Source organism: Microbispora sp. CSR-4 (genome assembly GCF_008033685.1).
Taxonomy (GTDB): Bacteria; Actinomycetota; Actinomycetes; order Streptosporangiales; family Streptosporangiaceae; genus Microbispora.
In genome coordinates, this window is the sequence record NZ_VJVX01000012.1 from 1 (window position 1) to 21,106 (window position 21,106).

19 protein-coding genes and 1 rRNA gene are annotated in these 21,106 nt (G+C 69.2%); 11 read left to right on the top strand and 9 right to left on the bottom strand.

Annotated elements, in window-relative coordinates; genetic code table 11:
* A 5S ribosomal RNA gene (rrf, locus tag FLV34_RS11935) occupies positions 1-109 on the top strand; the annotation flags it as partial.
* A 1,722-nt stretch (positions 110-1,831) separates the two neighbouring features.
* A complete protein-coding gene (locus FLV34_RS11940) occupies positions 1,832-2,215 on the top strand; it encodes a cell division protein SepF (RefSeq protein ID WP_142625402.1) in 384 nt (127 codons plus the stop codon).
* A gap of 397 nt (positions 2,216-2,612) precedes the next feature.
* Here FLV34_RS11940 and FLV34_RS11945 read toward each other — a convergent pair whose 3' ends face one another.
* From FLV34_RS11945 to FLV34_RS11960, 4 genes are all read right to left on the bottom strand, one after another.
* Positions 2,613-3,926: a hypothetical protein gene (locus FLV34_RS11945; protein WP_147943151.1), complete on the bottom strand. Its 1,314-nt coding sequence runs from the start codon at positions 3,924-3,926 to the stop codon at positions 2,613-2,615.
* 406 nt (positions 3,927-4,332) lie between these two features.
* Complete coding sequence (argS, locus tag FLV34_RS11950) at positions 4,333-6,054, bottom strand: arginine--tRNA ligase (protein WP_142650899.1); 1,722 nt, start codon at positions 6,052-6,054, stop codon at positions 4,333-4,335.
* A gap of 51 nt (positions 6,055-6,105) precedes the next feature.
* Positions 6,106-7,134: a phosphate acyltransferase PlsX gene (gene plsX, locus FLV34_RS11955; protein ID WP_147943094.1), complete on the bottom strand. Its 1,029-nt coding sequence runs from the start codon at positions 7,132-7,134 to the stop codon at positions 6,106-6,108.
* Positions 7,135-7,151: 17 nt separating this feature from the next.
* Positions 7,152-7,721 (bottom strand): DUF1707 domain-containing protein, encoded by a 570-nt coding sequence (locus FLV34_RS11960; protein ID WP_147943095.1) that lies wholly within the window; start codon positions 7,719-7,721, stop codon positions 7,152-7,154.
* A 388-nt stretch (positions 7,722-8,109) separates the two neighbouring features.
* Here FLV34_RS11960 and FLV34_RS11965 point away from each other — a divergent pair, with 388 nt between their 5' ends.
* On the top strand, positions 8,110-9,078 hold the full coding sequence (locus tag FLV34_RS11965) for a hypothetical protein (protein ID WP_142650902.1): 969 nt from the start codon (positions 8,110-8,112) through the stop codon (positions 9,076-9,078).
* Positions 9,079-9,463: 385 nt separating this feature from the next.
* On the opposite strand, the gene FLV34_RS11975 is transcribed toward FLV34_RS11965, so the two are convergent.
* The 4 genes from FLV34_RS11975 to FLV34_RS11990 form a co-directional block, all read right to left on the bottom strand.
* Complete coding sequence (locus FLV34_RS11975; RefSeq protein WP_142650904.1) at positions 9,464-9,643, bottom strand: hypothetical protein; 180 nt, start codon at positions 9,641-9,643, stop codon at positions 9,464-9,466.
* 61 nt (positions 9,644-9,704) lie between these two features.
* The gene (locus FLV34_RS11980; RefSeq protein ID WP_142650969.1) at positions 9,705-10,241 is read right to left on the bottom strand and encodes a YbhB/YbcL family Raf kinase inhibitor-like protein; all 537 of its coding nucleotides are present in this window, start codon (positions 10,239-10,241) and stop codon (positions 9,705-9,707) included.
* 19 nt (positions 10,242-10,260) lie between these two features.
* Positions 10,261-11,058: an ABC transporter ATP-binding protein gene (locus FLV34_RS11985; RefSeq protein WP_168066413.1), complete on the bottom strand. Its 798-nt coding sequence runs from the start codon at positions 11,056-11,058 to the stop codon at positions 10,261-10,263.
* 22 nt (positions 11,059-11,080) lie between these two features.
* Positions 11,081-11,986: an ABC transporter permease gene (locus FLV34_RS11990; RefSeq protein ID WP_142650906.1), complete on the bottom strand. Its 906-nt coding sequence runs from the start codon at positions 11,984-11,986 to the stop codon at positions 11,081-11,083.
* 399 nt (positions 11,987-12,385) lie between these two features.
* Between FLV34_RS11990 and FLV34_RS11995 the strand changes: the two genes are divergently transcribed.
* The 5 genes from FLV34_RS11995 (at position 12,386) to FLV34_RS12015 (ending at position 18,110) form a co-directional block, all read left to right on the top strand.
* Entirely contained in the window at positions 12,386-14,065 is a 1,680-nt protein-coding gene (locus FLV34_RS11995; protein WP_205830929.1) for an ABC transporter substrate-binding protein, read from the top strand.
* Positions 14,066-14,198: 133 nt separating this feature from the next.
* On the top strand, positions 14,199-15,125 hold the full coding sequence (locus tag FLV34_RS12000; protein WP_142650908.1) for an ABC transporter permease: 927 nt from the start codon (positions 14,199-14,201) through the stop codon (positions 15,123-15,125).
* Positions 15,118-16,065, top strand: coding sequence for an ABC transporter permease (locus FLV34_RS12005; RefSeq protein ID WP_142650909.1), 948 nt, complete (start codon positions 15,118-15,120; stop codon positions 16,063-16,065). The genes FLV34_RS12000 and FLV34_RS12005 overlap by 8 nt, the downstream gene beginning before the upstream one ends.
* A gap of 13 nt (positions 16,066-16,078) precedes the next feature.
* Positions 16,079-17,110, top strand: coding sequence for an ABC transporter ATP-binding protein (locus tag FLV34_RS12010; RefSeq protein WP_185949069.1), 1,032 nt, complete (start codon positions 16,079-16,081; stop codon positions 17,108-17,110).
* Positions 17,094-18,110, top strand: coding sequence for an ABC transporter ATP-binding protein (locus FLV34_RS12015; RefSeq protein ID WP_142650910.1), 1,017 nt, complete (start codon positions 17,094-17,096; stop codon positions 18,108-18,110). The genes FLV34_RS12010 and FLV34_RS12015 overlap by 17 nt, the downstream gene beginning before the upstream one ends.
* Before the next feature lie 11 nt (positions 18,111-18,121).
* Here the strand turns inward: FLV34_RS12015 and FLV34_RS12020 are convergent, their stop codons facing one another.
* Positions 18,122-18,928 (bottom strand): S-adenosyl-l-methionine hydroxide adenosyltransferase family protein, encoded by an 807-nt coding sequence (locus FLV34_RS12020; RefSeq protein ID WP_261985746.1) that lies wholly within the window; start codon positions 18,926-18,928, stop codon positions 18,122-18,124.
* Positions 18,929-19,034: 106 nt separating this feature from the next.
* Here FLV34_RS12020 and FLV34_RS12025 point away from each other — a divergent pair, with 106 nt between their 5' ends.
* From FLV34_RS12025 to FLV34_RS12035, 3 genes are all read left to right on the top strand, one after another.
* Positions 19,035-19,316 (top strand): DUF3263 domain-containing protein, encoded by a 282-nt coding sequence (locus tag FLV34_RS12025; RefSeq protein ID WP_185949070.1) that lies wholly within the window; start codon positions 19,035-19,037, stop codon positions 19,314-19,316.
* An 86-nt stretch (positions 19,317-19,402) separates the two neighbouring features.
* On the top strand, positions 19,403-20,224 hold the full coding sequence (otsB, locus tag FLV34_RS12030; RefSeq protein WP_147943098.1) for a trehalose-phosphatase: 822 nt from the start codon (positions 19,403-19,405) through the stop codon (positions 20,222-20,224).
* A gap of 10 nt (positions 20,225-20,234) precedes the next feature.
* Positions 20,235-20,921, top strand: a complete 687-nt coding sequence (locus tag FLV34_RS12035; protein ID WP_142650914.1) for a hypothetical protein — start codon at positions 20,235-20,237, stop codon at positions 20,919-20,921.
* Positions 20,922-21,106 lie beyond the last annotated feature (185 nt).

A 21,106-nucleotide genomic window follows, 5' to 3' on the forward strand; every position in this document is an offset into this window, starting at 1 on the left:
TCATAGCGGCAGGGAAACACCCGGTTACATTCCGAACCCGGAAGTTAAGCCTGTCAGCGCCGATGGTACTGCACCGGGGACGGTGTGGGAGAGTAGGACACCGCCGGACAATCTTTGATATGTGGTTGGGCCATCCCTTGTGGGGTGGCCCTTCCGCATTTTCGGGCACCTTTCTTTTTCGCGGGTTTGTTTCCGGGGTTTGTTCCTGGGGTGTGTTCCCCGGCGGGTTGCTGGGTGTTGGTTCCCGCTGCTTGTTCCTGCGTGTGTGGGGGCGGGTGTGTGGTGTGTGGTGGCCCCGGCCGGGGTGTGGCCGGGGCTTTCGCATGTCCAGGGTGTGTTGGCCGGCCGGGGCGCGAGCGGGGATGGGGGAGGAGCGGAGCGGGCGGGAGTGAGGACCGCAGCGAAGGCCCAGCGGAGCGGGCTTCGCGAGGACCGGAGCTTCCGGCCGGCGCAGTGACGTCCCAACCGCACCTATCTAGGCCCCAACCCACCCATTCAGCACGCCAACCCGACCGTCCAAGGCCTCGATCCAAGCGGCTCGAACGCCGATCTCGACACGCTTGCCCCCGGCCCAACTGGCCTCGACGTAGCTGGCGCCGACCCAATGCCTCGGTCCACTCGACCACAAGGCCCGCCTCATCGCGAAAGCCTTCCGCGCTTCACACGCCACGTCCCAGTCTCGATCAAGATCCGGGTCCGCGCCGCCGGAGAGCCCGAAATTCAGGGGTGGGGGCCATCGACCGGCCCAGTGCTCGCGCGAGAGAATCGGCAGGTGCTTCTGGAGAGACCACGGCTGTGGGTACGCCGCTGCCGGGCTGAGACCGCGACTGCGGTCGATGCGGACCGCCTGCGATCGGGGCGACTTCAGCGACCGCACGGGCTTCAGCGACCGCACCGGCTTCAGCGACCGCACCGGCTTCAGCGACCGCACCGGCTTCGGCGAGCGCGGCGGCTCCAGGCACAGGGGCGCGAAGGCACTCATGCGCTCCGGCCGCCGCAGCGAGCGCAGCTCCACAAGCTCCGAGCTTCCCAAGAACCCCGAGCATTTCAGCGCCCGCTGTGGCCGCACTGGGCCGTACGGCGTCCTGGGTTGTCCACCGCTGGAGAGCCGGCCTCGTTCACCAGTCCGCGGTGCGGCCGGTGTCTCTCGGCGGCCGTGAGCTCGGAGGGACGGCCTGGCTCCTGGGTTTCCACCGGCCTCGGCCGCTTCTCCAGTGCATCTGCCCTCCCTACGCGGAGGGTGAGTAGGACGCGGGTCCGTACGGCTGCAAAAACCGATGGCCGGTCGAAATTGTGCTCGATATCGTTTCCGCGGAAGGTGCTGAGAAGAAAGAGTTCTCGCTGGCTGTTCCCGAAATTGCGGCCGGTGTGGTTCGCGGCCCGCCGCCTGGAGAACGATGATCAACTCGGCGCGCTACCGTCGAAAATGTTTTCGATATGCGAATTCGGAGGGTCTCGGTGCGTAATTCGATCTTCATCGCTGCCGCCGCGAATCGCGGCTCCCGTCGATGGCGTACCTGCTCCGACCAGCAAGATCGTATTTCGGGAACCCGACATCGGCAGCATCCGTTGTGATCTACTGAAGGTGTGCCGTCGTTAGAGGTGACTGTGAAAAATGTTTGCGAAGGGTTCCATGGGGTAGACGGGTTCGCGAGTTACCCTGGAAGGGCTGACAAATTGACGATGAAGACACGCTTACCCGGCCTCCACATTCTCCGGCCAACAACACTTAAACGGCCGGGCGTGTCGGCGGGGGTTCGCTGAATCGTCGGATACGGTCCCGTGTGTCGGGACGAGCCCGGAAAAGGACAAGCCGGAAAAGGACGAACCGATGGGGGCTGTGCGCAAGGTGGCGAGCTACCTTGGCCTGGGTGGGGCAGAGCAGTACGACGACGAGACCTACGCCGAGGACGAGTACGAGGACGACTGGATGCCGGCGGCCGAGCGTGCCGCCAAGCGTTGGCAGCCCAACGCCGATCCGGCCCGTATCGTTATGGTCCGCCCGAGGAAGTATGACGACGCCCTGACGATCGGCCGGCACTTCCGCGAGGGCCACACGGTGGTCATGGACGTGGCGGGCATGTCGACGGCGGAGGCCACACGAATGGTGGACTTCGCCGCGGGCTTGGCCTACGGCTGCGAGGGACGTATCGAGCGGATCGCGGACAAGGTCTTTCTGATCACTCCGGCGACGGTGGAGGTTTCCACGGCCTGAGCCGGTCGGCTCGACTTCTGGTCGTGTGCCCGCCGCCCACTCGGTCGGCGGGCGCAGTGGCGCCTGGCCCGGTTTCATGCGCATGAGCAGGCCCGGCGCCAGCCGTTCCCCCGCGTTCTTGTGCCTTGTGGCAACGTGCGGACCGTCTCGCGCGCTCACAGCGCCGGGTGAGGCGTCCGCGGCCAACACCACACGTAGGGCTCACACGCGCGGGCTACACCCCCCACGCCCAGACCGTCAACGCAGTGAGTCCACATCGGCAGGCTCCGCACAAGCACCTGGCCGACAGCGCCCGCGCGGCCGACACCGGGCAGGCTCCGCACCATGCTTACGGCCCATCCGCTCGGCGCACTCGCGCTCCGTAGCCGGCTTGGCCGCAGGGGTCGGCGCGGCGTCCCTATGCGGCCCGGGGGCCGCGGCGCAGGAGCGTGGACACCTCGGTCAGGTCCCGCTCGGCCACGGAGACGCGCTCCTCGGATTCTCTGGCGTACTCGTGCAGAGCCCAGACGGCCTTGTCGGCGAGGTCGGCGAGCTTGCCCGCCCGGGTCTGGACGAACCGTACGTCGGAGTGTTCCCGGACGCGGTGCCGCCACAGCAGATGCCCGCCTACGGCGGCGATCAGCAGGCCGACGAGGGCGAGCGGCAGGGCGACCACGAACCCGCTGACGATGACGACGACGGCGAGGACCAGGAGGACATATCCGGGCCATGGCCGGGTGCGCTTCGGCACGCACTCGGTGACGAGCCGCTGCTCGGCGGCCGCCATCGACTCCTGGTCGGGTCCTTCGGGTCTGAGCCTGATCGGATAGCCGAGGATCGGCACGTCCAGGGTGTCGGGTGGCGGCTCGCGCACCACCTCGACGAGGGACTCCGCCGCCGCCTTGATCGCCGGCGCCGCCACGTGCAGGGCGAGCGCGGCGATGTGGGGATCGGCGTCGGGAGCGAGGTCCTGGAGCAGATGCCCGGTGAGCGAGCTCAGCGGCCCCTCCTGGCCGCCCTGCCCCGCCAGGGCGCGGAGCACGGCCAGCGGCTCGTCCTCGGCCCATACGGTGCCGCGTACGACCCTGGTGATCTCGCCGGCCTGCCGGATGGAGGTGATCTCGGTGCAGCGTTCGCGCAGACGGCGCAGGGTGGCCGACGCCTGCAAGGACCGCTCGATCTCGGCGACCTTCGCCAGCTCGGGGAACGGTTCCAGAGAGGCGGGTACGGACGTTTCCGGCAGGCCGGGCACGAGGGCCTTCAGCCACCGGTCGTCGGTGGCCGGCACGTCCACCGCGTCGAGCTTGCGGAGCACGAAGATCTTGCCGACCGGCCCGTACGCCCCGCGAGCGGCGGCGAGCCACAGCGCCCGCTGGCCGGGTGCCACCGGACGGTCTTCGGACAGGTCGCCGAAGGCGGTGCCGAGCCAGGAGGCGTGGATGCGGTCGCCGTGACCGCAGACGGCGAGGGCCAGGCACAGGAACAGAGAGGTGCGCCGCTCGTCCAGCTCGTTGGCCAGGGCCAGCGGCTCCAGGGCGTCCTTGCCGGACAGGATGAGGACGAGGGCCTCGACGGCGGGCCCGAGCCAGTAGCCCGGCACGTCGTTGATCCCCGGCGGCAGGTCGGGCGCCGTGCCGTCGGCCGCCAGGCTGACGATCAGCGCCTCGGCGTAGCGGTGCAGTTCCGTGGCCTCGGCCAGGTTTCCTGGGTCCGGACTCGTGGTCAGGTCCATGCTCACGCGAAACGCTCCCCGAGGAGTCGGCTGGCACTCCCTTGACCGCGCCAGACTAGAGGCTTGGTGCGACAGTCACGGACGAGGCGCGCCGTGGACGGGCCTGACCGGCGGGAACGGAAAGGACGGACCGCCCTGAATCGGACGGCCTGTGATCGCGTAAGGGCGCCGTTCCCGGCCTCACGCGGGCGATCTCCTGCCTTGGAGGCGCCATCTCCGGTCTCGCGCAGGCGATGTCGTGCCCCGGGGAGGCTGCCCTTGGTCGCGCAGAAGCGATCTCCCGCCTCGAAGGCACCATCTCGTGCCCCGGGGACGTGATCTCCGGGCTCGACACCGGCGCCTCCCGCACTGGAGGTGCCGGTGTCGCCTTCTCCCGTGTCCGCCGAAGCGGAATCAGGCACCCCGCTCACATCCGTTCGGGGACTTCGATGCCGAGCAGGTCGAGCCCGCGCAGCAGCACCCGCAGGGTGAGCGCCGACAGAGCCAGCCGCGACTGCCGTACGGACTCGTCCTCGGCCTTGAGGACCGGGCAGCTCTCGTAGAACGAGGTGAACGCCTGGGCCACGTCGAACAGGTAGTTGCACAGCCGGTGCGGCTCGGACAGCTGGGCGACGGCGGCGACGACCGAGCCGAAGCCGAGCAGCTGCAGCGCGAGCGTCCGCTCGGCCGGGTGGCCCAGCGTGATCGGACCGGTGACCGACTCCGGATCGATCCCGCCGTTGCGGAAGATCGACCGGATGCGGGCGGTGGCGTACTGGAGATAAGGCCCGGTGTTGCCGGTGAGGGCGAGCATGCGGTCGAAGTCGAAGACGTACTCGCTGTCGTGGCTGACCGACAGGTCGGCGTACTTGACCGCGCCCATGCCGACCTGGCGCGCGATCTGCCTGCGGGCCTCCGGGTCGTAGCCGCGGTCGGCGATGACGGCCTCGGCCCGTACGACGGCCTCGTCGAGCAGCTCGGTGAGTTTGATCGACTCGCCGCTGCGGGTCTTGAACATCTTGCCGTCGCTGCCGAGCACGCTGCCGATCTGGACGTGCTCCGCCCTGACGTCGTCGTGCAGCCAGCCGGCCATGCGCGCCGCGGCGAAGACCATCTGGAAGTGGAGCGACTGGGTGGCGCCCACGACGTACAGGATGCGGTCGGCCTTCAGGTCGCGCACCCGGTAGCGGATCGCGGCGAGGTCGGTCGTGGCGTAGCCGTACCCGCCGTCGCTCTTGCGGACGATGAGCGGCAGCGGCTGGTCGTCACGGCCCTTGAAGCCGGGCGGGAACACGCACAGCGCGCCCTCGCTGATCTCGGCGACGCCGGTGCGCTCCAGCTCGTCGCAGACGTCGGGGAGCATGGGGTTGTACATGCTCTCGCCCGCGATGTCGTCGTCGGTGAGCGTGACGCCCAGCGTCTGGTAGACCTTGCGGAAGTAGCGGTTGCTGTATTCGATGAACTCGCGCCACAGGCGCAGGGTCTCCGGGTCGCCGCCCTGCAGCAGCGGCACCCTGCGGCGGGACCGCTGCTGGAACTCGGGGTCGTTGTCGAACTTGTGCCGCGCCGCCTGGTAGAAGGCGTTGCCGTCGCCGGCGGCCAGCATGCCGAGCGCCTTGTCCTCGCCGATGTCGAGGAGGTGCTCGATGAGCATGCCGAACTGCGTGCCCCAGTCGCCGAGGTGGTTCTGCCGGATCACCCGGTTGCCCAGGTGCTCGTGGGTGCGGGCGAGGGTGTCGCCGACGATCGTCGTGCGCAGGTGGCCGACGTGCATCTCCTTGGCGGCGTTCGGCGCGGAGTAGTCGACGACCACGGTCTGCGGGGCCGGCTGCGGCACGCCGATGCGCTCGTCGAGCAGCCGCTGCTCGGCCTGCCCGGCGATCCAGCCGTCGCGCAGCGTCAGGTTGAGGAACCCCGGCCCGCTGACCTCCACGCTGACGTCGGTCGTGTCGAGGTGGTCGGCGATGGCCTGAGCGACCTCCCGCGGGGCACGTCGGAGCCGCTTGGCCAGGCTGAGCGCGACGTTCGCCTGATAGTCGGCGAACTGGGAGGGCCTGATCAGCGGATCTTCGGTGGCGTGCTCCGGACCGAAGGCGGAACCCAGCGCCTGCTGGACCCGCTCGGTGAGCACGAGCTGCGGGTCGGTCATGAAGCCAAGCTTATCGGCGTACGCCTTCTGCCCGCCTTTCCATATCGGGGGTCACCAGCGGCGGTGCGACTTGTTGGTGGAGGCGACCCGCTCGCCGATCCTGGCGATGATGCCCTGGGCCGACAGGCGGGCCGCGAGCTCGCAGGCGGCGGCCACACCACGTGCCCGCGACGAGCCGTGGGCGATCACCACGGTGCCGCTGAGGCCGAGCAGCACGGCCCCGCCATGTGCCTCGGGGTCGAGCCGGCCGGCCAGCTCCCGCAGCCGGGCGCGCTGCAGCATCCCGCCGAGCCTGGCCACCCGGCTCTCCGCGATCGTCTCCCTGACCTGTTCGAACGCGTACCGCACGGTGCCCTCGACGGTCTTGAGCGCCACGTTGCCGGTGAACCCGTCGGTGACGATCACGTCGACCTTCCGGGTGAGCAGGTCGTGCCCTTCGATGTTGCCGGTGAAGTCGATCCCGGGCGCGGCGGCGAGCAGTTCGTGGGCCCGCTTGGCGAGTTTGTTGCCCTTCTCGGGTTCGGCGCCGATCGTGAGCAGGCCGACGCGGGGGCGCCACATGCCGAGCGCCGTCTCGGCGTACGCCACACCGAGGTGGGCGAACTGCACCAGCATCTCCGGCTTGGCGTCGGCCGTGGCACCCGCGTCGAGCAGCACGGTCGGCTGGGGCAGGGTCGGCAGGCCGACCGCGATCGCGGGGCGTACGACTCCCTGCTGGGCCCGCAGCCGCAGCCGGCCGGTGGCGACGACGCCCGCCGTCGAGCCCGCGGACACGACCGCGCAGGCGTCGCCGCGCCGTACGAGATGGCAGGCGATGGCGATGCTGGAACGGGGGCGTCGCAGGCTCGCCAGAGCCCCCTCGTCCATCGCCAGCGCCTCCTCGGCCCGCACGATGGGGATCTCGGTGACCGCGTCGTGCCGGGCCAGCTCCTGGTAGAGCAGGCGGGGATGGCCGACGAGCACGACGGGCACGTCCCGCTCCCGGACGGCCTGTACGGCTCCCGCGACGATCTCCCCGGGCGCGTTGTCACCGCCCATGGCGTCGAGGGCCACGGGCAGCGCACGTCCGGCGGGCTGCATGGCCGCATCGTAGGGCGTCAGCGACGGGTCCCGCGGTAGACCACGATCTTGCCGAAGCGCGCGTTGCCGGTGACGCGGATCAGCGGGCCGTCGCCGTCGGCGCTCCCGCCGGTCACCGAGCGCTTGGAGAAGATCGCGCTGCCCTCGTCGACGACCCTGGCGTCGGCCGGCACGGTGACGATGAGCTTGCCGCAGAGGGAGTTCAGCTCCAGCGTCACCTCACGGCCGGGCAGGACCGCGTCGCTGAGATCCACGATCAGCGCGCCGAACACCGAGCTCAGCTCGGTGTGCCGCCCGGCGACCCAGCGCCCACGACGTATGATCTTGCTGAACACGGCGGAGACCTGCTGCCGTTCCGTGGAGAGCACGGTCGGCGGGTGGGCCGTGTCGGGCAGGTCCTTGATCAGAGGTGCGAGGTCGCCGATGGTCACGGCGCTGTAGGCGGCGTCGAGCCTGTCGGCGTGTTCGACGCTCGTCAGGCGGCCGGTGGCCAGCGCCTCGCCGAGGACGGCCGCCACTCGGTCGCGGTCGGCGTCCGAGGCGCGCTGTGCGGGGTCGTCTCCCGCGTACGGGGTGAGGGAGGTCACCTCACCAGCGTAACCCCTATCGAGATATGTCGCGATAGGGCGGATTCGTGGACGGCCTCCGACCGGCCGGGCCGCGACGTCCGCCGGCGCGTCGCTAAAAGTGAGCGGAAAGATCTGCCCCGGGGCCTGGGCGCGGTGTTTACCGTCGCTTTCTCCGGAGGCGGGATTGGGGTGACCGTCAAGTGCTCGTCCGGTGCTCGATATACCGACTTTCCGGACGGGGTGCCGGCCCTACATCCCCTGGTCAGCAGGGCTTTCCCCTGTGATCGGCAGTGATAGAAATGCCGACGTCTTTGTCGGCGTGCTCGCCGACGCACGGGGGTTCTTGGGTTCGTCATTCCCACTCTCGTGAAAAGGAATATGAACCGGGGGCAAGTCAATGAAACGAGTGGTTAGGACAGCCGTCGTCGCCGTCACGATCGGCATCGCCGGCATGCTGGCCGCGCCCGCACAGGCTGACGTGTGCGCCAAGAAGTGCACGGAGAAGCGGGTCACGACGGTGGCGAGGCTTCTGGCCGATCTGCAGGGCACGGTCGTCGGCGGGGCCACGGGCGGCGTCGTCGCGCAGGCCGACGCGGCAGCCGACGTGGCCGCCGACGTGGCCGCCGGGGTGGCGGTGGACCTGACCGCTGACATCAGGGCCAACCTCGTCGCGGTCGCGAAGCTCGCCGGCACCGTCACCGCCAACCTGTCCGCCGAGGCGAACGCGCACATCTGCGCGGCCGCCGCCATCGCGGCCGACATCGTGGCCGACGCCGCCGTCACCGTCGACGCCAACGTCATCGCCCGGCTGGAGGCCCACCTCTCCGCCGCCCTGGTCGCGGTCGCGGACGTCAACGCGGCTCTCGCCGCCAAGGCGACCGTCGCCGCGGGCCTCGTCGCCCAGGTCGGCAAGCCGGTCGTCGCCGCTTCCGGCCAGGCCGCCACGGCGGTGGACGCCTCGGCGGCGGCCGTCGCGAACGTGGGCGCCGTGGTCAACGCCGGGCTCAACGTCACCGCGCGGCTCAACGCGCTGCTCAGCCTCAAGGGCGCCGTGGCGGCGACCGCCGGCAGCGCGGGCGGCCTGCTGGCGCTGGTGCCGTGCGAGACGCCGGCGGACAGCGCCATGAGCAGCACCCAGACGGCGGCGACCGACGCCGCCACCCAGGCCGACGCCAACACCCGCGCGGTCACCAAGACCATCAGGAACACCGCGGACGCTCCGGCGCAGGGTGCCGCCGCGACGGCGGGGGCCGCGGCCGACATCGCCGCCTCCGCCTCGGCCACGGCCGACGCCGCGGCGTCGAGCACGGTCTCGTCCGCCCCTGACACGGTGGCCGACGTCGCGCCGACCGGGAGCCGCGGGTACGGCCGGTGAGCCTCGCCTGAGGCCGCCGTCACCGTCGAGGCGGCTCGCCGGTGACCCTGCTGCACGGCCATCGGACACGTACGGCAGGGCTGTCAGAAAGACGTCGAACGACGAGAACGGCCGGCACCCCCGAGGGGCGCCGGCCGTCCGGTGTCATACCAAGGCGTTATGCCGGACCGTTGTGCCGGACCGTTGTGCCGGGCCGTAACGCCTGGTCGTTGTGCCAAGGTGTCCACGCCAGGCCGACCTGCCCGATCGAGCCCTGCCGGATCGAGCCCTGCCGGATCGAGCCCTGCCGGATCGAGCCCTGCCGGGGTGCCCGCCGTGGAGCGGACACGGGCGCTCACCCGCGGCCGCCCGGCGGCGAACACCATGCGGCAGGGCAGGCCGGGCCTCAGTTGGGCGAGGCCGGCGAGTCGAAACGTGCGCGCAGGTGGGTGCGCCTGGCGATCTGGGCCTGCAGACGGGCCATCTGCCAGTGCAGCTCGATGAGCTGCTCCGCGATCAGCCCGACGGGAAGCTCCGAGGGATCTTCAGCGGCCAGATTGTCGATCGCCGTCGCGAGGTCGCTCATCCGCCCCTCCCCTATGTCGAATCTCCGTTCGAATCATAGTGGAACGAGCGGCCCTTCCGCGTCAGGTTTCGTACACAGGTGCGATATAACCCCGGGCGAGCGTGTTGGCGGTGATGTTGAAGCCGACCACGGCCGGTGGCGTGTCGGTGTCGAGGCCCAGGGACTCCACGCCCAGGGCGTGCACGGCGAACACGTAGCGGTGCGGGTGGCCGGGCGGTGGCGCCGCCCCGCCGTACTCCTTGGTGCTGAAGTCGTTGCGCGCGTGCTTGGCGCCCTCCGGCAGGCCCTTGAAGTCGGGGCCGTTGCCCGCGCCGGTCGGCAGCTCGGTGACGGTGGCCGGGATGTCGTACAGCACCCAGTGCCAGAAACCGCTGCCCGTCGGCGCGTCGGGGTCGAAGCAGGTGACGGCGTAGCTCTTGGTGCCCTCCGGGGCGCCCGACCAGCGCAGGTGCGGGGAGAGGTTCTGCCCGTTCATGCCCCAGTCGTTGAACACGTGGGCCTCGGGGAGCCGCTCGCCGTCGCGTATGTCGTCGCTCTCGACGGTCAGCGCGGGCACCTCGGGCAGATGGTCGTACGGGATCGGTGGCGGCGTCGGCACGGTCACCCCTCCGTTTCTGTCAGGCCTTGTTGTACGCCTCCAGGACCTCCTGGGGGTCGCCTTCCATTCTGATCTTTCCCTTGTGCAACCAGATCACCCGGTTGCACGTCTCCTCGATCACGTCGAGGTTGTGGGCGACCAGGAAGACCGTGCCGGCCGCGTCGCGCATCTGCTTGATGCGCTGCTGGCTCTTCTTCTTGAACTCGCGGTCACCCGTCGCGAGCGCCTCGTCGATGAGCAGCACGTCGTGCGTCTTGGCCGAGGAGATGGCGAAGCGCAGCCGGGCTCCCATGCCGGACGAGTACGTCGACATGGGGAACTGGACGAAGTCTCCGATGCCGGAGAAGTCGACGATCTCGTCGTACTTCTCGCGCACCTCGCTCGGCGTCATGCCCATCGCGTAGCAGCCGAGGATGATGTTGCGCTCGCCCGTCAGCTCCTTCATGAGGGCCGCGTTGACGCCGAGGAGGGACGGCTGGCCGTTGGTGTAGACGGCGCCCTTGTGCGGGGGCAGGAGGCCGGCGATCGCGCGCAGCAGGGTCGACTTGCCCGAGCCGTTGCGGCCGATGATGCCGATGGCGTCGCCGTGGTGGGCGACGAAGCTCACGCCCTTGACGGCGTGGACCTCCTTCATCTGCGGCCGGCCCTGCCGCCGCAGGATGCGCATGAGCGCGCTGGCCGCGTTGCCCTTCTCGGCGTCGCTGGCCGAGCCGTACACCTTGTAGACGATGTGGAGGTCGTCGACGATGACGGTCGGGGTCCCGGCCTTGGGGTTCTGCGTCTCGTGGTTCTGCGTCTCAGAAGTTTGGGGCGCCACCTGCGACAGCTCCTCGGTCAGCTCAGCCACGGCCGTACCTCTCCTCGGCCCGCCAGAAGTACCAGAAGCCGACGATCAGCGCGAACACTGCCCAGAATATGCAAGTCACCCACGCCCAGCGCTCGGGGAACCGCTGGTAGATCAGCAGATCGCGCATGAACTCGATGTACGCGGCGGCCGGGTTGAACTCCAGCGCCCACCGGAGGAAGTCCGGCAGGTCCTTGGTGCGATCGTCGATCGCGTAGAAGACGCCGGAGGCGTACAGCCAGGTGCGCGTGATGAACGGCAGGAGCTGGTTCATGTCCCGCATGAACGCGCCGAGGCGGGCCATGAACATGCCGGTGCCGATGTTGAAGACGAGCTGCATGAGCAGCACCACGGGGATCAGCAGCCAGAGCAGGCTCACCGGCTCTCCGGTGACGAGCACCAGGAGGAGGAGCACGGCCATGGAGTAGCCGAGCTGCTGGAGCTCCTGGATGACGTACGCCAGGGGGAGGGCGGCCCGGGGAAAGTGCAGCGCCCGGATCAGGGAGAGGTTCGACGAGATGGACTTGGCCCCGCTGATCACCGTGCGCTGGGTGAAGGTGAAGACCATGACGCCGGTGATGAGGAAGGCCGGGTAGTTCTCGATCTTCTTGCTCTGCCCGAGGATGACGCCGAACATCAGCCAGTACACCGCGGCGTTGAGCAGCGGGGTCAGCACCTGCCAGAGCTGGCCGAGCATCGACTCGGAATACTTGGAGACGTTGCGCGAGGTGGCGTACGTGAGGATGAAGTGCCGCCGGTCCCACAGTTGGCGCAGGTAGGCGGGCATGCTGGGGCGTGCGATGGCGCGTCGTAGTCCGTGACGCTCGGCAAGCGCGGCCAGCGACTCCGGGGCTCGGCCGCCACCCTGGGCCTCCGCGAGCGCGGATTCCGGCTGGCTCATGGCATGGACTCTATTGGATGGAGGTCGGTGGGACGGCTGTCGCACCGAACGTGGCTGCGACTGGTCAAAGGTAGCCCAGGACATCTTGATCCGGGGACCGGGGCACGGGGTGTCGCCCCTGTTCCGGATCAAAGGACTGGCGTTCTGTTGGTATATGTACCCTAAAGGGGAGTTTGATGCCGTGCTGGGCATTTAAGGTTGGGCTCGCAGGATTGTGTGTGACGCCCGACTGACGCACGTGTGACCGAACTGCAACGTGCTGGAGACTCCTCTGGTGCGTCCGGTAAGGGATGCTCCGGACGACTGGCAGGACGTCAGCTGGTTTGACGATGCCCGGCAAACCGGGTGCCAACCAGCGCGAACGCCCATCCTTAGAGGGAGGACCAATCCACTATGCGCGTGACTAAGGGCGCGAAGATCGCCACCGGCACCGCGCTGCTTGCGCTCGGCGTCGCCGCGTGCGGCGGGGGCGGCGGGTCCAGTAGCGGCGGCGGGGACAACCCCCGGGCCGCGACCGGGACCGTCTACATCCGCGGTTGTGAGCCGCAGACCGGCTTCGTCCCCGGAAACATCAACGAGACCTGCGGTGGCACGATCAACGACTTCGTGTACAGCCGTCTCGTCAAGTACAACTCGGACACGGCCGCTCCCGAGCTCGACCAGGCGGAGTCGATCGAGACCACCGACAACAAGGTGTGGACGATCAAGCTCAAGCCCGGCCTGAAGTGGACCGACGGCACGCCGGTCACCGCGAAGAACTACGTCGACGCGTGGAACTACACCGCGTACTCGCCGAACGCTCAGCTCGGCAGCTTCTGGTTCGGTGACATCGAGGGCTTCGACAAGGTCAACACCGCCGACCCGGACGGCCCCGACGGCCCGAAGGAGGCCCCCAAGCCGGAGACCGACAAGCTGAAGGGCCTCGAGGTCATCGACGACCTCACCTTCAAGGTCACGCTGACCGCGCCCGTCGCCGTGTTCCGCACCAAGCTGGGGTACTCGTCGTTCTCGGCGCTGCCCGACGCCTTCTTCAAGGACCCGAAGGGCTTCGCGCAGAAGCCGGTCACCAACGGTCCGTTCAAGTTCGTCCAGTGGGACCACAACTCGCAGATCATCGTCGAGGCGAACCCCGACTACCCCGGGCCGGAGAAGCCCAAGGTCAAGAAGATCGTCTACAAGATGTACAAGGACGACAACGCGGCCTACGCGGACCTGGTCTCCAACAACCTCGACTTCACCGAGCTGATCCCGCCGTCGGCGCTCGCCGGCGACAAGTGGAAGACCGACCTCGGCGACCGCGCGATCGACGGCCAGCAGGGCGTCATCCAGACGATCACCTTCCCGCTGTACGACAAGGAGTTCGGCGGCAACGCGGACTTCCGCAAGGCCGTGTCGTACGCGATCGACCGGAAGACGATCACCGACAAGATCTTCAACAAGGGCCGTGTGCCGATCAACGGCTGGGTCTCGCCGATCGTCGAGGGCTTCAAGGACGGCGCCTGCGGCGACCTGTGCACCTACGACCCCGCCAAGGCGAAGGAGTACCTCGCCAAGGCCAAGGCCGAGGGTTACACCCCGCCGGCCGAGTTCCCGATCTGGTCCAACGCCGACGGCACTCACAAGGAGTGGATCGAGGCCACGGTCAACAGCATCAACCAGGCCTTCGGCGCCGACTCCGGCGTGAAGTTCGTGCACAAGGACATGCCCACCTTCGCCGAGCTGCGTGACACCATCACCCAGCACAAGATCAAGGGCGCGTTCCGCACCGGCTGGCAGATGGACTACCCCCACATCGAGAACTTCCTGAACCCGCTGTACAAGACCGGCGCTTCGTCCAATGACGGTCTCTACAGCAACAAGGCTCTCGACGCGAAGCTCCACGAGGCCGACACCGCCACCGATCCGGCCCAGGCCAACGCCCTCTACCAGGAGGCCGAGGCTATGCTGCAGCAGGACATGCCCGCTATTCCGCTGTGGTCGTACGGTCTGCAGGCCGGCACCTCCAAGTGGGTGACCGGCGTGAAGGTCACTCCCTTCGGCGTGCTCGACCCGCTGTCGATCGCGATCAAGGAAGCGTAGGACAGCTCGTAGGTGAACCCCCCGAGGCCGGTTCCCCACCCGGGGCCGGCCTCGTGGGCTGTCCATTCGCGACTTCCCGTGTTGACCCACGGGGAGCGCATGTACGACCTTTAGCGTCAGATCGGAGGTGCGCATGGGCCGATACGCGATCCGGCGCCTGCTGCAACTCGTGCCTGTCGTGCTGGGCACGACCTTCATCATCAACTACATGGTCTGGCAGCTCCCGGGCGACCCGTTCGCCGGGAGATGCGGCCAGCGGCCCTGTCCGGACAGCTATGTCACGGCCATGCGCGAGCAGTTCGGGCTGGACCAGCCCATTCTGGTGCAGTACTGGAACTTCCTGAAGAACCTGTTCACCGGCAACCTCGGCACCGACTTCAACGGCGTTTCCGTCGCGACCCAGCTCGGCGACGCCTGGCCGATCACCATCAGGCTCGCGCTGATGGCGGTGCTCTTCGAGGCGATCATCGGAATCGGCGCCGGCGTGCTGTCGGGGCTCAAGCGCGGCGGCTTCGTCGACAACGTGGTGACGGTCGCCACGCTGATCCTGCTGTCGCTGCCGATCTTCGTCACCGGTTATCTGCTGCAGTGGATCCTCGGCGTGCAGTTCGGCGTGATCGAGCCGACCGTGTCGGACGCGGCGACGGTCCCCGAGCTGGTCGTCCCGGCGCTCGTGCTGGCCAGCCTCAACATGGCCTTCACCGCGCGGCTCACCCGTACGAGCATCGTGGAGAACCTGCGCGCCGACTACGTGCGGACGGCCGTGGCCAAGGGACTGAGCAACCGGCGGGTGGTCGGGATCCACCTGCTGCGCAACTCGCTCATCCCGGTGCTGACGTTCCTCGGCACCGAGATCGGCTCGCTGATGTCCGGCGCGATCATCACCGAGGGCATCTTCAACATCCACGGCATCGGCGGCCTGTTGTGGCGGGCCATCAACGGTCAGGACTACACGATCGTGGTCCCCGTGGCCACGCTGCTCGTGCTCGTGTACCTGGTGTCCAACCTGCTCGTCGACCTCCTCTACGGCGTGCTCGACCCGAGGATCCGCTATGAGTGACCCGACCGTGACGCAAGACCTCATCAAGGGTGCGGACGAGCCGGCCGCGAGTCCGGTCGCGGTCCGGGGCGACAGGCGCAGCCTGTGGCGCGACACGTGGGACATCCTCAAGCGACGCAAGATCTTCTGGGTCTCGCTCGTGATGCTGATCCTGTTCCTCCTGATGGCGGCGTTCCCGACGCTGTTCACGCACAAGGACCCGGAGTACGCCACGCTCGCCAAGAGCATGGAGGGGCCGAGCGCGGACGCCTGGTTCGGCTACGACCTGCAGGGGCGGGACGTGTGGGCCAGGACGATCTACGGCGCCCGCACCTCGATCATCGTGGGTGTGCTGGCCACGCTGGCCACCATCCTGCTGGGCGGCCTGACGGGCGTGCTCGCGGCCTACTTCGGACGCTGGATCGACGCGATCGTCTCCCGTGTCGGCGAGATGTTCCTCGGCCTGCCGTACGTGCTGGGCGCGATCATCATCCTCGGCACCGTGGCGCCTGCCCAGTCGAACCCGGGCAAGGCGATGATCATGGCGGTCGTCATCATCGTGCTCGCCCTGCTGGGCTGGCCGATCCTGATGCGCATCGCCCGCTCCGCCGTCATCCAGGCCAAGCACCAGGACTACGTGCAGGCCGCGAGAGCGCTCGGGGCCGGGCCGCTGCGGATCATCTTCCGGCATCTGCTGCCCAACTCGCTGGCGCCGATCCTCGTGTACGCCACGATCACGATCGGCAGCTACATCGGCGCCGAGGCCACGCTGTCGCTGCTCGGCATCGGCCTGCGTCCGCCGGTCATCTCCTGGGGTATCGCGATCGCCGACCACGCGTCGTACATGCGGACCGGGGCGCACGCGCTGCTCTTCCCCGCGGCGTTCCTGTCCCTGTGCGTGCTGACCTTCGTCATGCTCGGCGAAGCCGTACGCGACGCCCTCGACCCGAAGCTTCGATGAGGAGGCACAGCGAGTGACGGAAGTGCTTTCCGAGCAGGTGGGCAGAGGCTCACACAGCGGCGCCCTGCTGGAGGTGGACAACCTCCACGTGGAGTTCCGCACCCGGGCGGGCGTGGCCAAGGCCGTCAACGGCGTGACGTACAGCGTGGACGCCGGTGAGACGCTCGCCGTGCTGGGCGAGTCGGGTTCGGGCAAGAGCGTCACCGCCCAGACCATCATGGGCATCCTCGACATGCCCCCGGGCAAGATCACCGGTGGCGAGATCCGGTTCCGGGGCGTCGACCTGCTCAAGCTCCCGGACGACCAGCGCAGGAAGATCCGCGGAGAGGGCATCTCCATGGTCTTCCAGGACGCGCTGTCCGCGCTGAACCCGGTCTTCCCGGTCGGCTGGCAGATCGCCGAGATGTTCCGCATGCACCGCGGCACGTCGCGGGCGGACGCCAAGAAGAAGGCCATCGAGCTGATGGACCGGGTCAGGATCCCGGCCGCCAGGGACCGGGTCAACGACTTCCCGCACCAGTTCTCCGGCGGCATGCGGCAGCGCATCATGATCGCCATGGCGATCGCGCTCGACCCGGAGATCCTGATCGCCGACGAGCCGACCACCGCGCTCGACGTGACGGTCCAGGCACAGATCATGGGTCTGCTCGCGGAGCTGCAGCGCGACAGCAACATGGGCCTGATCCTGATCACCCACGACCTCGGCGTCGTCGCCGACGTCGCGGACAAGATCGCGGTCATGTACGGCGGGCGCATCGTGGAGAACGCCCCGGTGCACGACCTGTACAAGAACCCGGCCCACCCCTACTCGAAGGGGCTGCTGGAGTCCATCCCCAGGGTGGACCACAAGGGCCAGGAGCTCTACGCGATCAAGGGCCTGCCGCCCAACCTGCTGGAGATGCCGACGGGCTGCGCCTTCCACCCGCGCTGTCCGTACCGGCGGGACAACTGCGTGACCGACGTTCCCCAGCTGTACACGATCAGTGGCACCCGCGGCAGCGCCTGCCACTACTGGAGGGAGGTCATCGATGAAGGCGAACGCTGAGTCGATCCTCGAAGTCCGCGACCTCGTCAAGCACTTCCCGCTCACCCAGGGCATCGTCGTCAAGCGGCAGATCGGCGCGATCAAGGCCGTCGACGGGGTCTCCTTCGACCTGCACCGGGGCGAGACGCTCGGGATCGTCGGCGAGTCGGGCTGTGGCAAGTCCACCCTGGCCAAGCTGCTGATGGCGCTGGAGCGGCCCACCTCGGGCTCCGTACGCATCCATGGCAGGGACATCGCCTCGGCCAGGGGCGCCGAGCTCAAGCGGATGCGCCGCAACATCCAGATGGTCATGCAGGACCCCTACACCTCGCTGAACCCGCGGATGACCGTCGGCGACATCGTGGGGGAGCCGTTCGAGATCCACACGGACGTCGTGCCGAAGGGCGGCCGCCGGCGCCGGGTGCAGGAACTGCTCGAAGTGGTGGGCCTCAACCCCGACCACATCAACCGCTACCCGCACCAGTTCTCCGGCGGCCAGCGTCAGCGCATCGGCATCGCCCGCGGCCTGGCGCTCCAGCCTGAGATCATCATCTGCGACGAGCCGGTCTCCGCGCTCGACGTGTCGATCCAGGCCCAGGTCATGAACCTGCTGGAGCGGCTGCAGAACGAGTTCGACCTCGCGTACATCTTCATCGCGCACGACCTGTCGGTGGTCCGCCACATCTCCGACCGGGTCGCGGTGATGTACCTCGGCAAGATCGTCGAGCTGGGCAGCGACGCCCAGATCTACGAAGGCCCGACCCACCCGTACACCCAGGCGCTGCTGTCGGCCGTGCCCGTGCCCGACCCCGAGGGCCGGGAGACCCGCCAGCGGATCATCCTGCAGGGCGACCCGCCCTCGCCGGCCAACCCGCCGTCGGGCTGCCACTTCCGCACGCGCTGCTGGAAGGCGCAGGACATCTGCGCCGAGCAGACGCCCGCGCTGGAGCCGCGCCCGGGCAGCGACCACCCCAGCGCCTGCCACTTCGCGGAGGTCCGCGACGTGGTGAACGCCCAGTAGGACCGGCCGGGTCAGCGCCCGGGCGACAGCCGTACGTGCGCGCCCGGGGGCAGACCCAGGCGGTCGGAGGCGTCCCCGGCGTTGATCGCCATCGCGACCAGCCCGGCGGAGTCGGTGAACGCCACCAGATCGCCGGGCGGCACGGCGGTGAACGTCTCCCGGTACGGCACGGCGACCTGGCGGCGCCCCAGCCACACGGCGACGGTGTCGCCGAGCCGTACGCCGATCTCGGCCATGTCGGTGGCGGTGATCGACAACTGGACGTTGCCGTGCCTGTCCACCGACAGCACCTCGCCCTCGGCCGCGCCGTCCCGCAACCGGCAGGTCGGCGCGGGCAGGGTCACCAGGCGGTCCACCGGCATCGGCGGCCCCACGTCGGCGACCGAGCGTCCGGTGCACAGGTGGGCGGCCACCGGGGCGAACAGGTCCCGTCCCGGGAAGGTCGGAGAGACGTTCTCCAGGCACAGGTCCTTGTTCGTGATCTCGTAGGCGGCGTCGGCGCCCCCCGCGGCGCGGACGGCCCATGACAGGATGCCGTTGTCAGGGCCGAGGAACACCCGTCCCCCCGCCTTCACGGCGACCGGTCGCCGGTTGCCGCCCACCGCGGGATCGACCACCGCCAGGTGGACGCCCGCCGGCAGGTAGGGCAGGGTCTGCGCGAGGATGGCCGCGCCGCGGCGTACGTCCCCGGAGGGGACGAGATGGCCCACGTCGATGATCCGAGCCTGCGGGGCGATGCCCGCGATCACGCCGTGGCACGCGGCGACGTACCCGTCCTCCAGCCCGTAGTCGGTCAGAAGCGTGATTACAGAGCTCACACCACGTGACATTACGTCTGTCCCGCCCGGCCTGAACACCCCGGGTTCGTCTCGCGGGCTTGGCATTACCATGGGACGGGCCCGCGAGCCGATCGAGGAGGAGCCGATGGACACCGAACCGGCCGGCGGCGACGGGCCGGACCTCTCGGACCGCGACCGCGAGATGCTCGCGTTCGAGCGCCAGTGGTGGCGTTACGCGGGCGCCAAGGAACAGGCGATCAGGGAGGCGTTCGGCATCTCCGCGACCCGGTACTACCAGTTACTCGGGGAGCTCATCGACCGGCCCGAAGCGCTGGAGCACGACCCCATGCTCGTCAAGCGGCTGCGCCGGATGAGAGCCGGGAGGCGGCGCGACCGCTCGGCCCGCCGCTTCGGGTTCAACTCCTAGCTTTCCCTCCCCTTCACGCATGAGCCCCGCATCCGGGGCATGAGGCCGTCGAGGCGTACGCACGGAACCCCCTTCGGAGTGAGGCCATGACCCTGCCCGAGCACGCAGGACTCGACGCGATCATCGCCGATCCGGCCGGAGCCGTGATCGGGCTCGACTACGACGGCACGCTCGCCCCGATCGTGCCCGACCCCGCCGCCGCCCGCGTGCATCCCGGCGTGCCCGGCGTGCTGACCGCCCTCGCCCCGCTGGTGCGCGCCGTCGTGATCGTCACGGGCCGCCCGCCGCGTACGGCTCTCGCACTCGGAGAGGTAGCCGGCGTGCCGTCCCTCGCCGACGTGCCCGGCCTGGTGATCCTCGGCCATTACGGGCTGGAACGCTGGGAGGACGGCCGTCTGACGGCCCCGCCGCCGCCTCCCGGGCTCGGCCTCGTCCGCGCCCGGCTGCCCGAGCTCGTGAAGGGCCTCGACGGCGCGTGGATCGAGGACAAGGACCGCGCCGTCGCCGTGCACACCCGGCGGTGCGCCGACCCCGCAGGGGCGCTTGAGGCGCTGCGCGGGCCGGTCGCGGCGCTGGCCGAGGAGGCCGGGCTGGCGGTCGAGCCGGGCCGCATGGTGCTGGAGCTGCGGCCGGCCGGAATGGACAAGGGCAAGGCCCTGTCGGCCTTCCTCGCCGAGCGGGACGCCCGCTCGGTCATGTTCGTCGGCGACGACCTGGGGGACCTCGCGGCCTTCGACGCGGTCGAGTCGGCCGGCATCCCCGGCGTACGGGTCTGCAGCGGCTCGGCGGAGGTGACCGCCCTGGCGGAGCGCGCCGACCTGGTGGTGGACGGCCCCGACGGCGTCGTGGCCCTGCTCGGCGACCTCGTGGCACGCCTCGGCAAGTCGTCTGCAAGCGGCGGGGCCTAGCGTGCCGGGCATGAGGACAAAGATCCCGGCCGTGGCGGCCGGTCTGACCGTGCTCGCTACATCTCTCGCCGCGTCACTGGCGGCGTCCCTGGCGGCTCCGGCGGCGTCTGCGGCGTCTGCGGCGGCGTCCATGACGGCTCCGGTGGCGTCTATGGCGGCTCCGGTGACGGCGTTCGCGAGCGGCAGTGCGGCGACGAAGGCTCTGCATCTGCGCAAGGGGCTGACGCTGAGGATCCCGTCGTCCTGGAAGGTCGACGCCGTCCGCAAGGACTGGCTGCGCGTCATCACCGGCTCGTGCCCCACCAAGGGCACGGACATGTACGGCTTCCGCGACTCGGGCTGCCACAGCTTCTGGATCATGGGGCCGAAGGCCATCGCCATAGGCCACGAGCTGTTCCAGAAGTACACGCCGGACGGCCCGTTCTATCCGGCCACCGACGTCGGGCCCTGCCCGGTGAAGAAGAACCTCGTCATCCGCAGGACCACGCTCGCCGAGAAGGGGCTGCGGCAGATCGGGCCGGGACACAAGGCGTACTACCGCGACTGGGCGGGCACCTGCGGCACCATGACCTCGGGCAAGGTGAGGGCCCGCTACAACCAGCGCGAATGGTATCTGCCGATGTCGAAGATCCTGGTGATCGACCAGTGGCGGACCCCGGGCCTGAGCACGATTCTCAAGAACGCGACCTGGCACTGACGACCGGCTCCGGCCTGCGCCTGGGGCACGTCGGTCGCTGTGCGGGGGGCTTTGGTTCTTGGTGGTGCCTGGTGGACGTGTCGCCGGATCTTGGGCAAGTCGGTCACTGCGCCGCAAGGAAGCTCCGGTCCTCGCGAAACCCGCTTCGCTGGGCCTTCGCTGCGGTCCTCGCTCCCTTCCGCTCC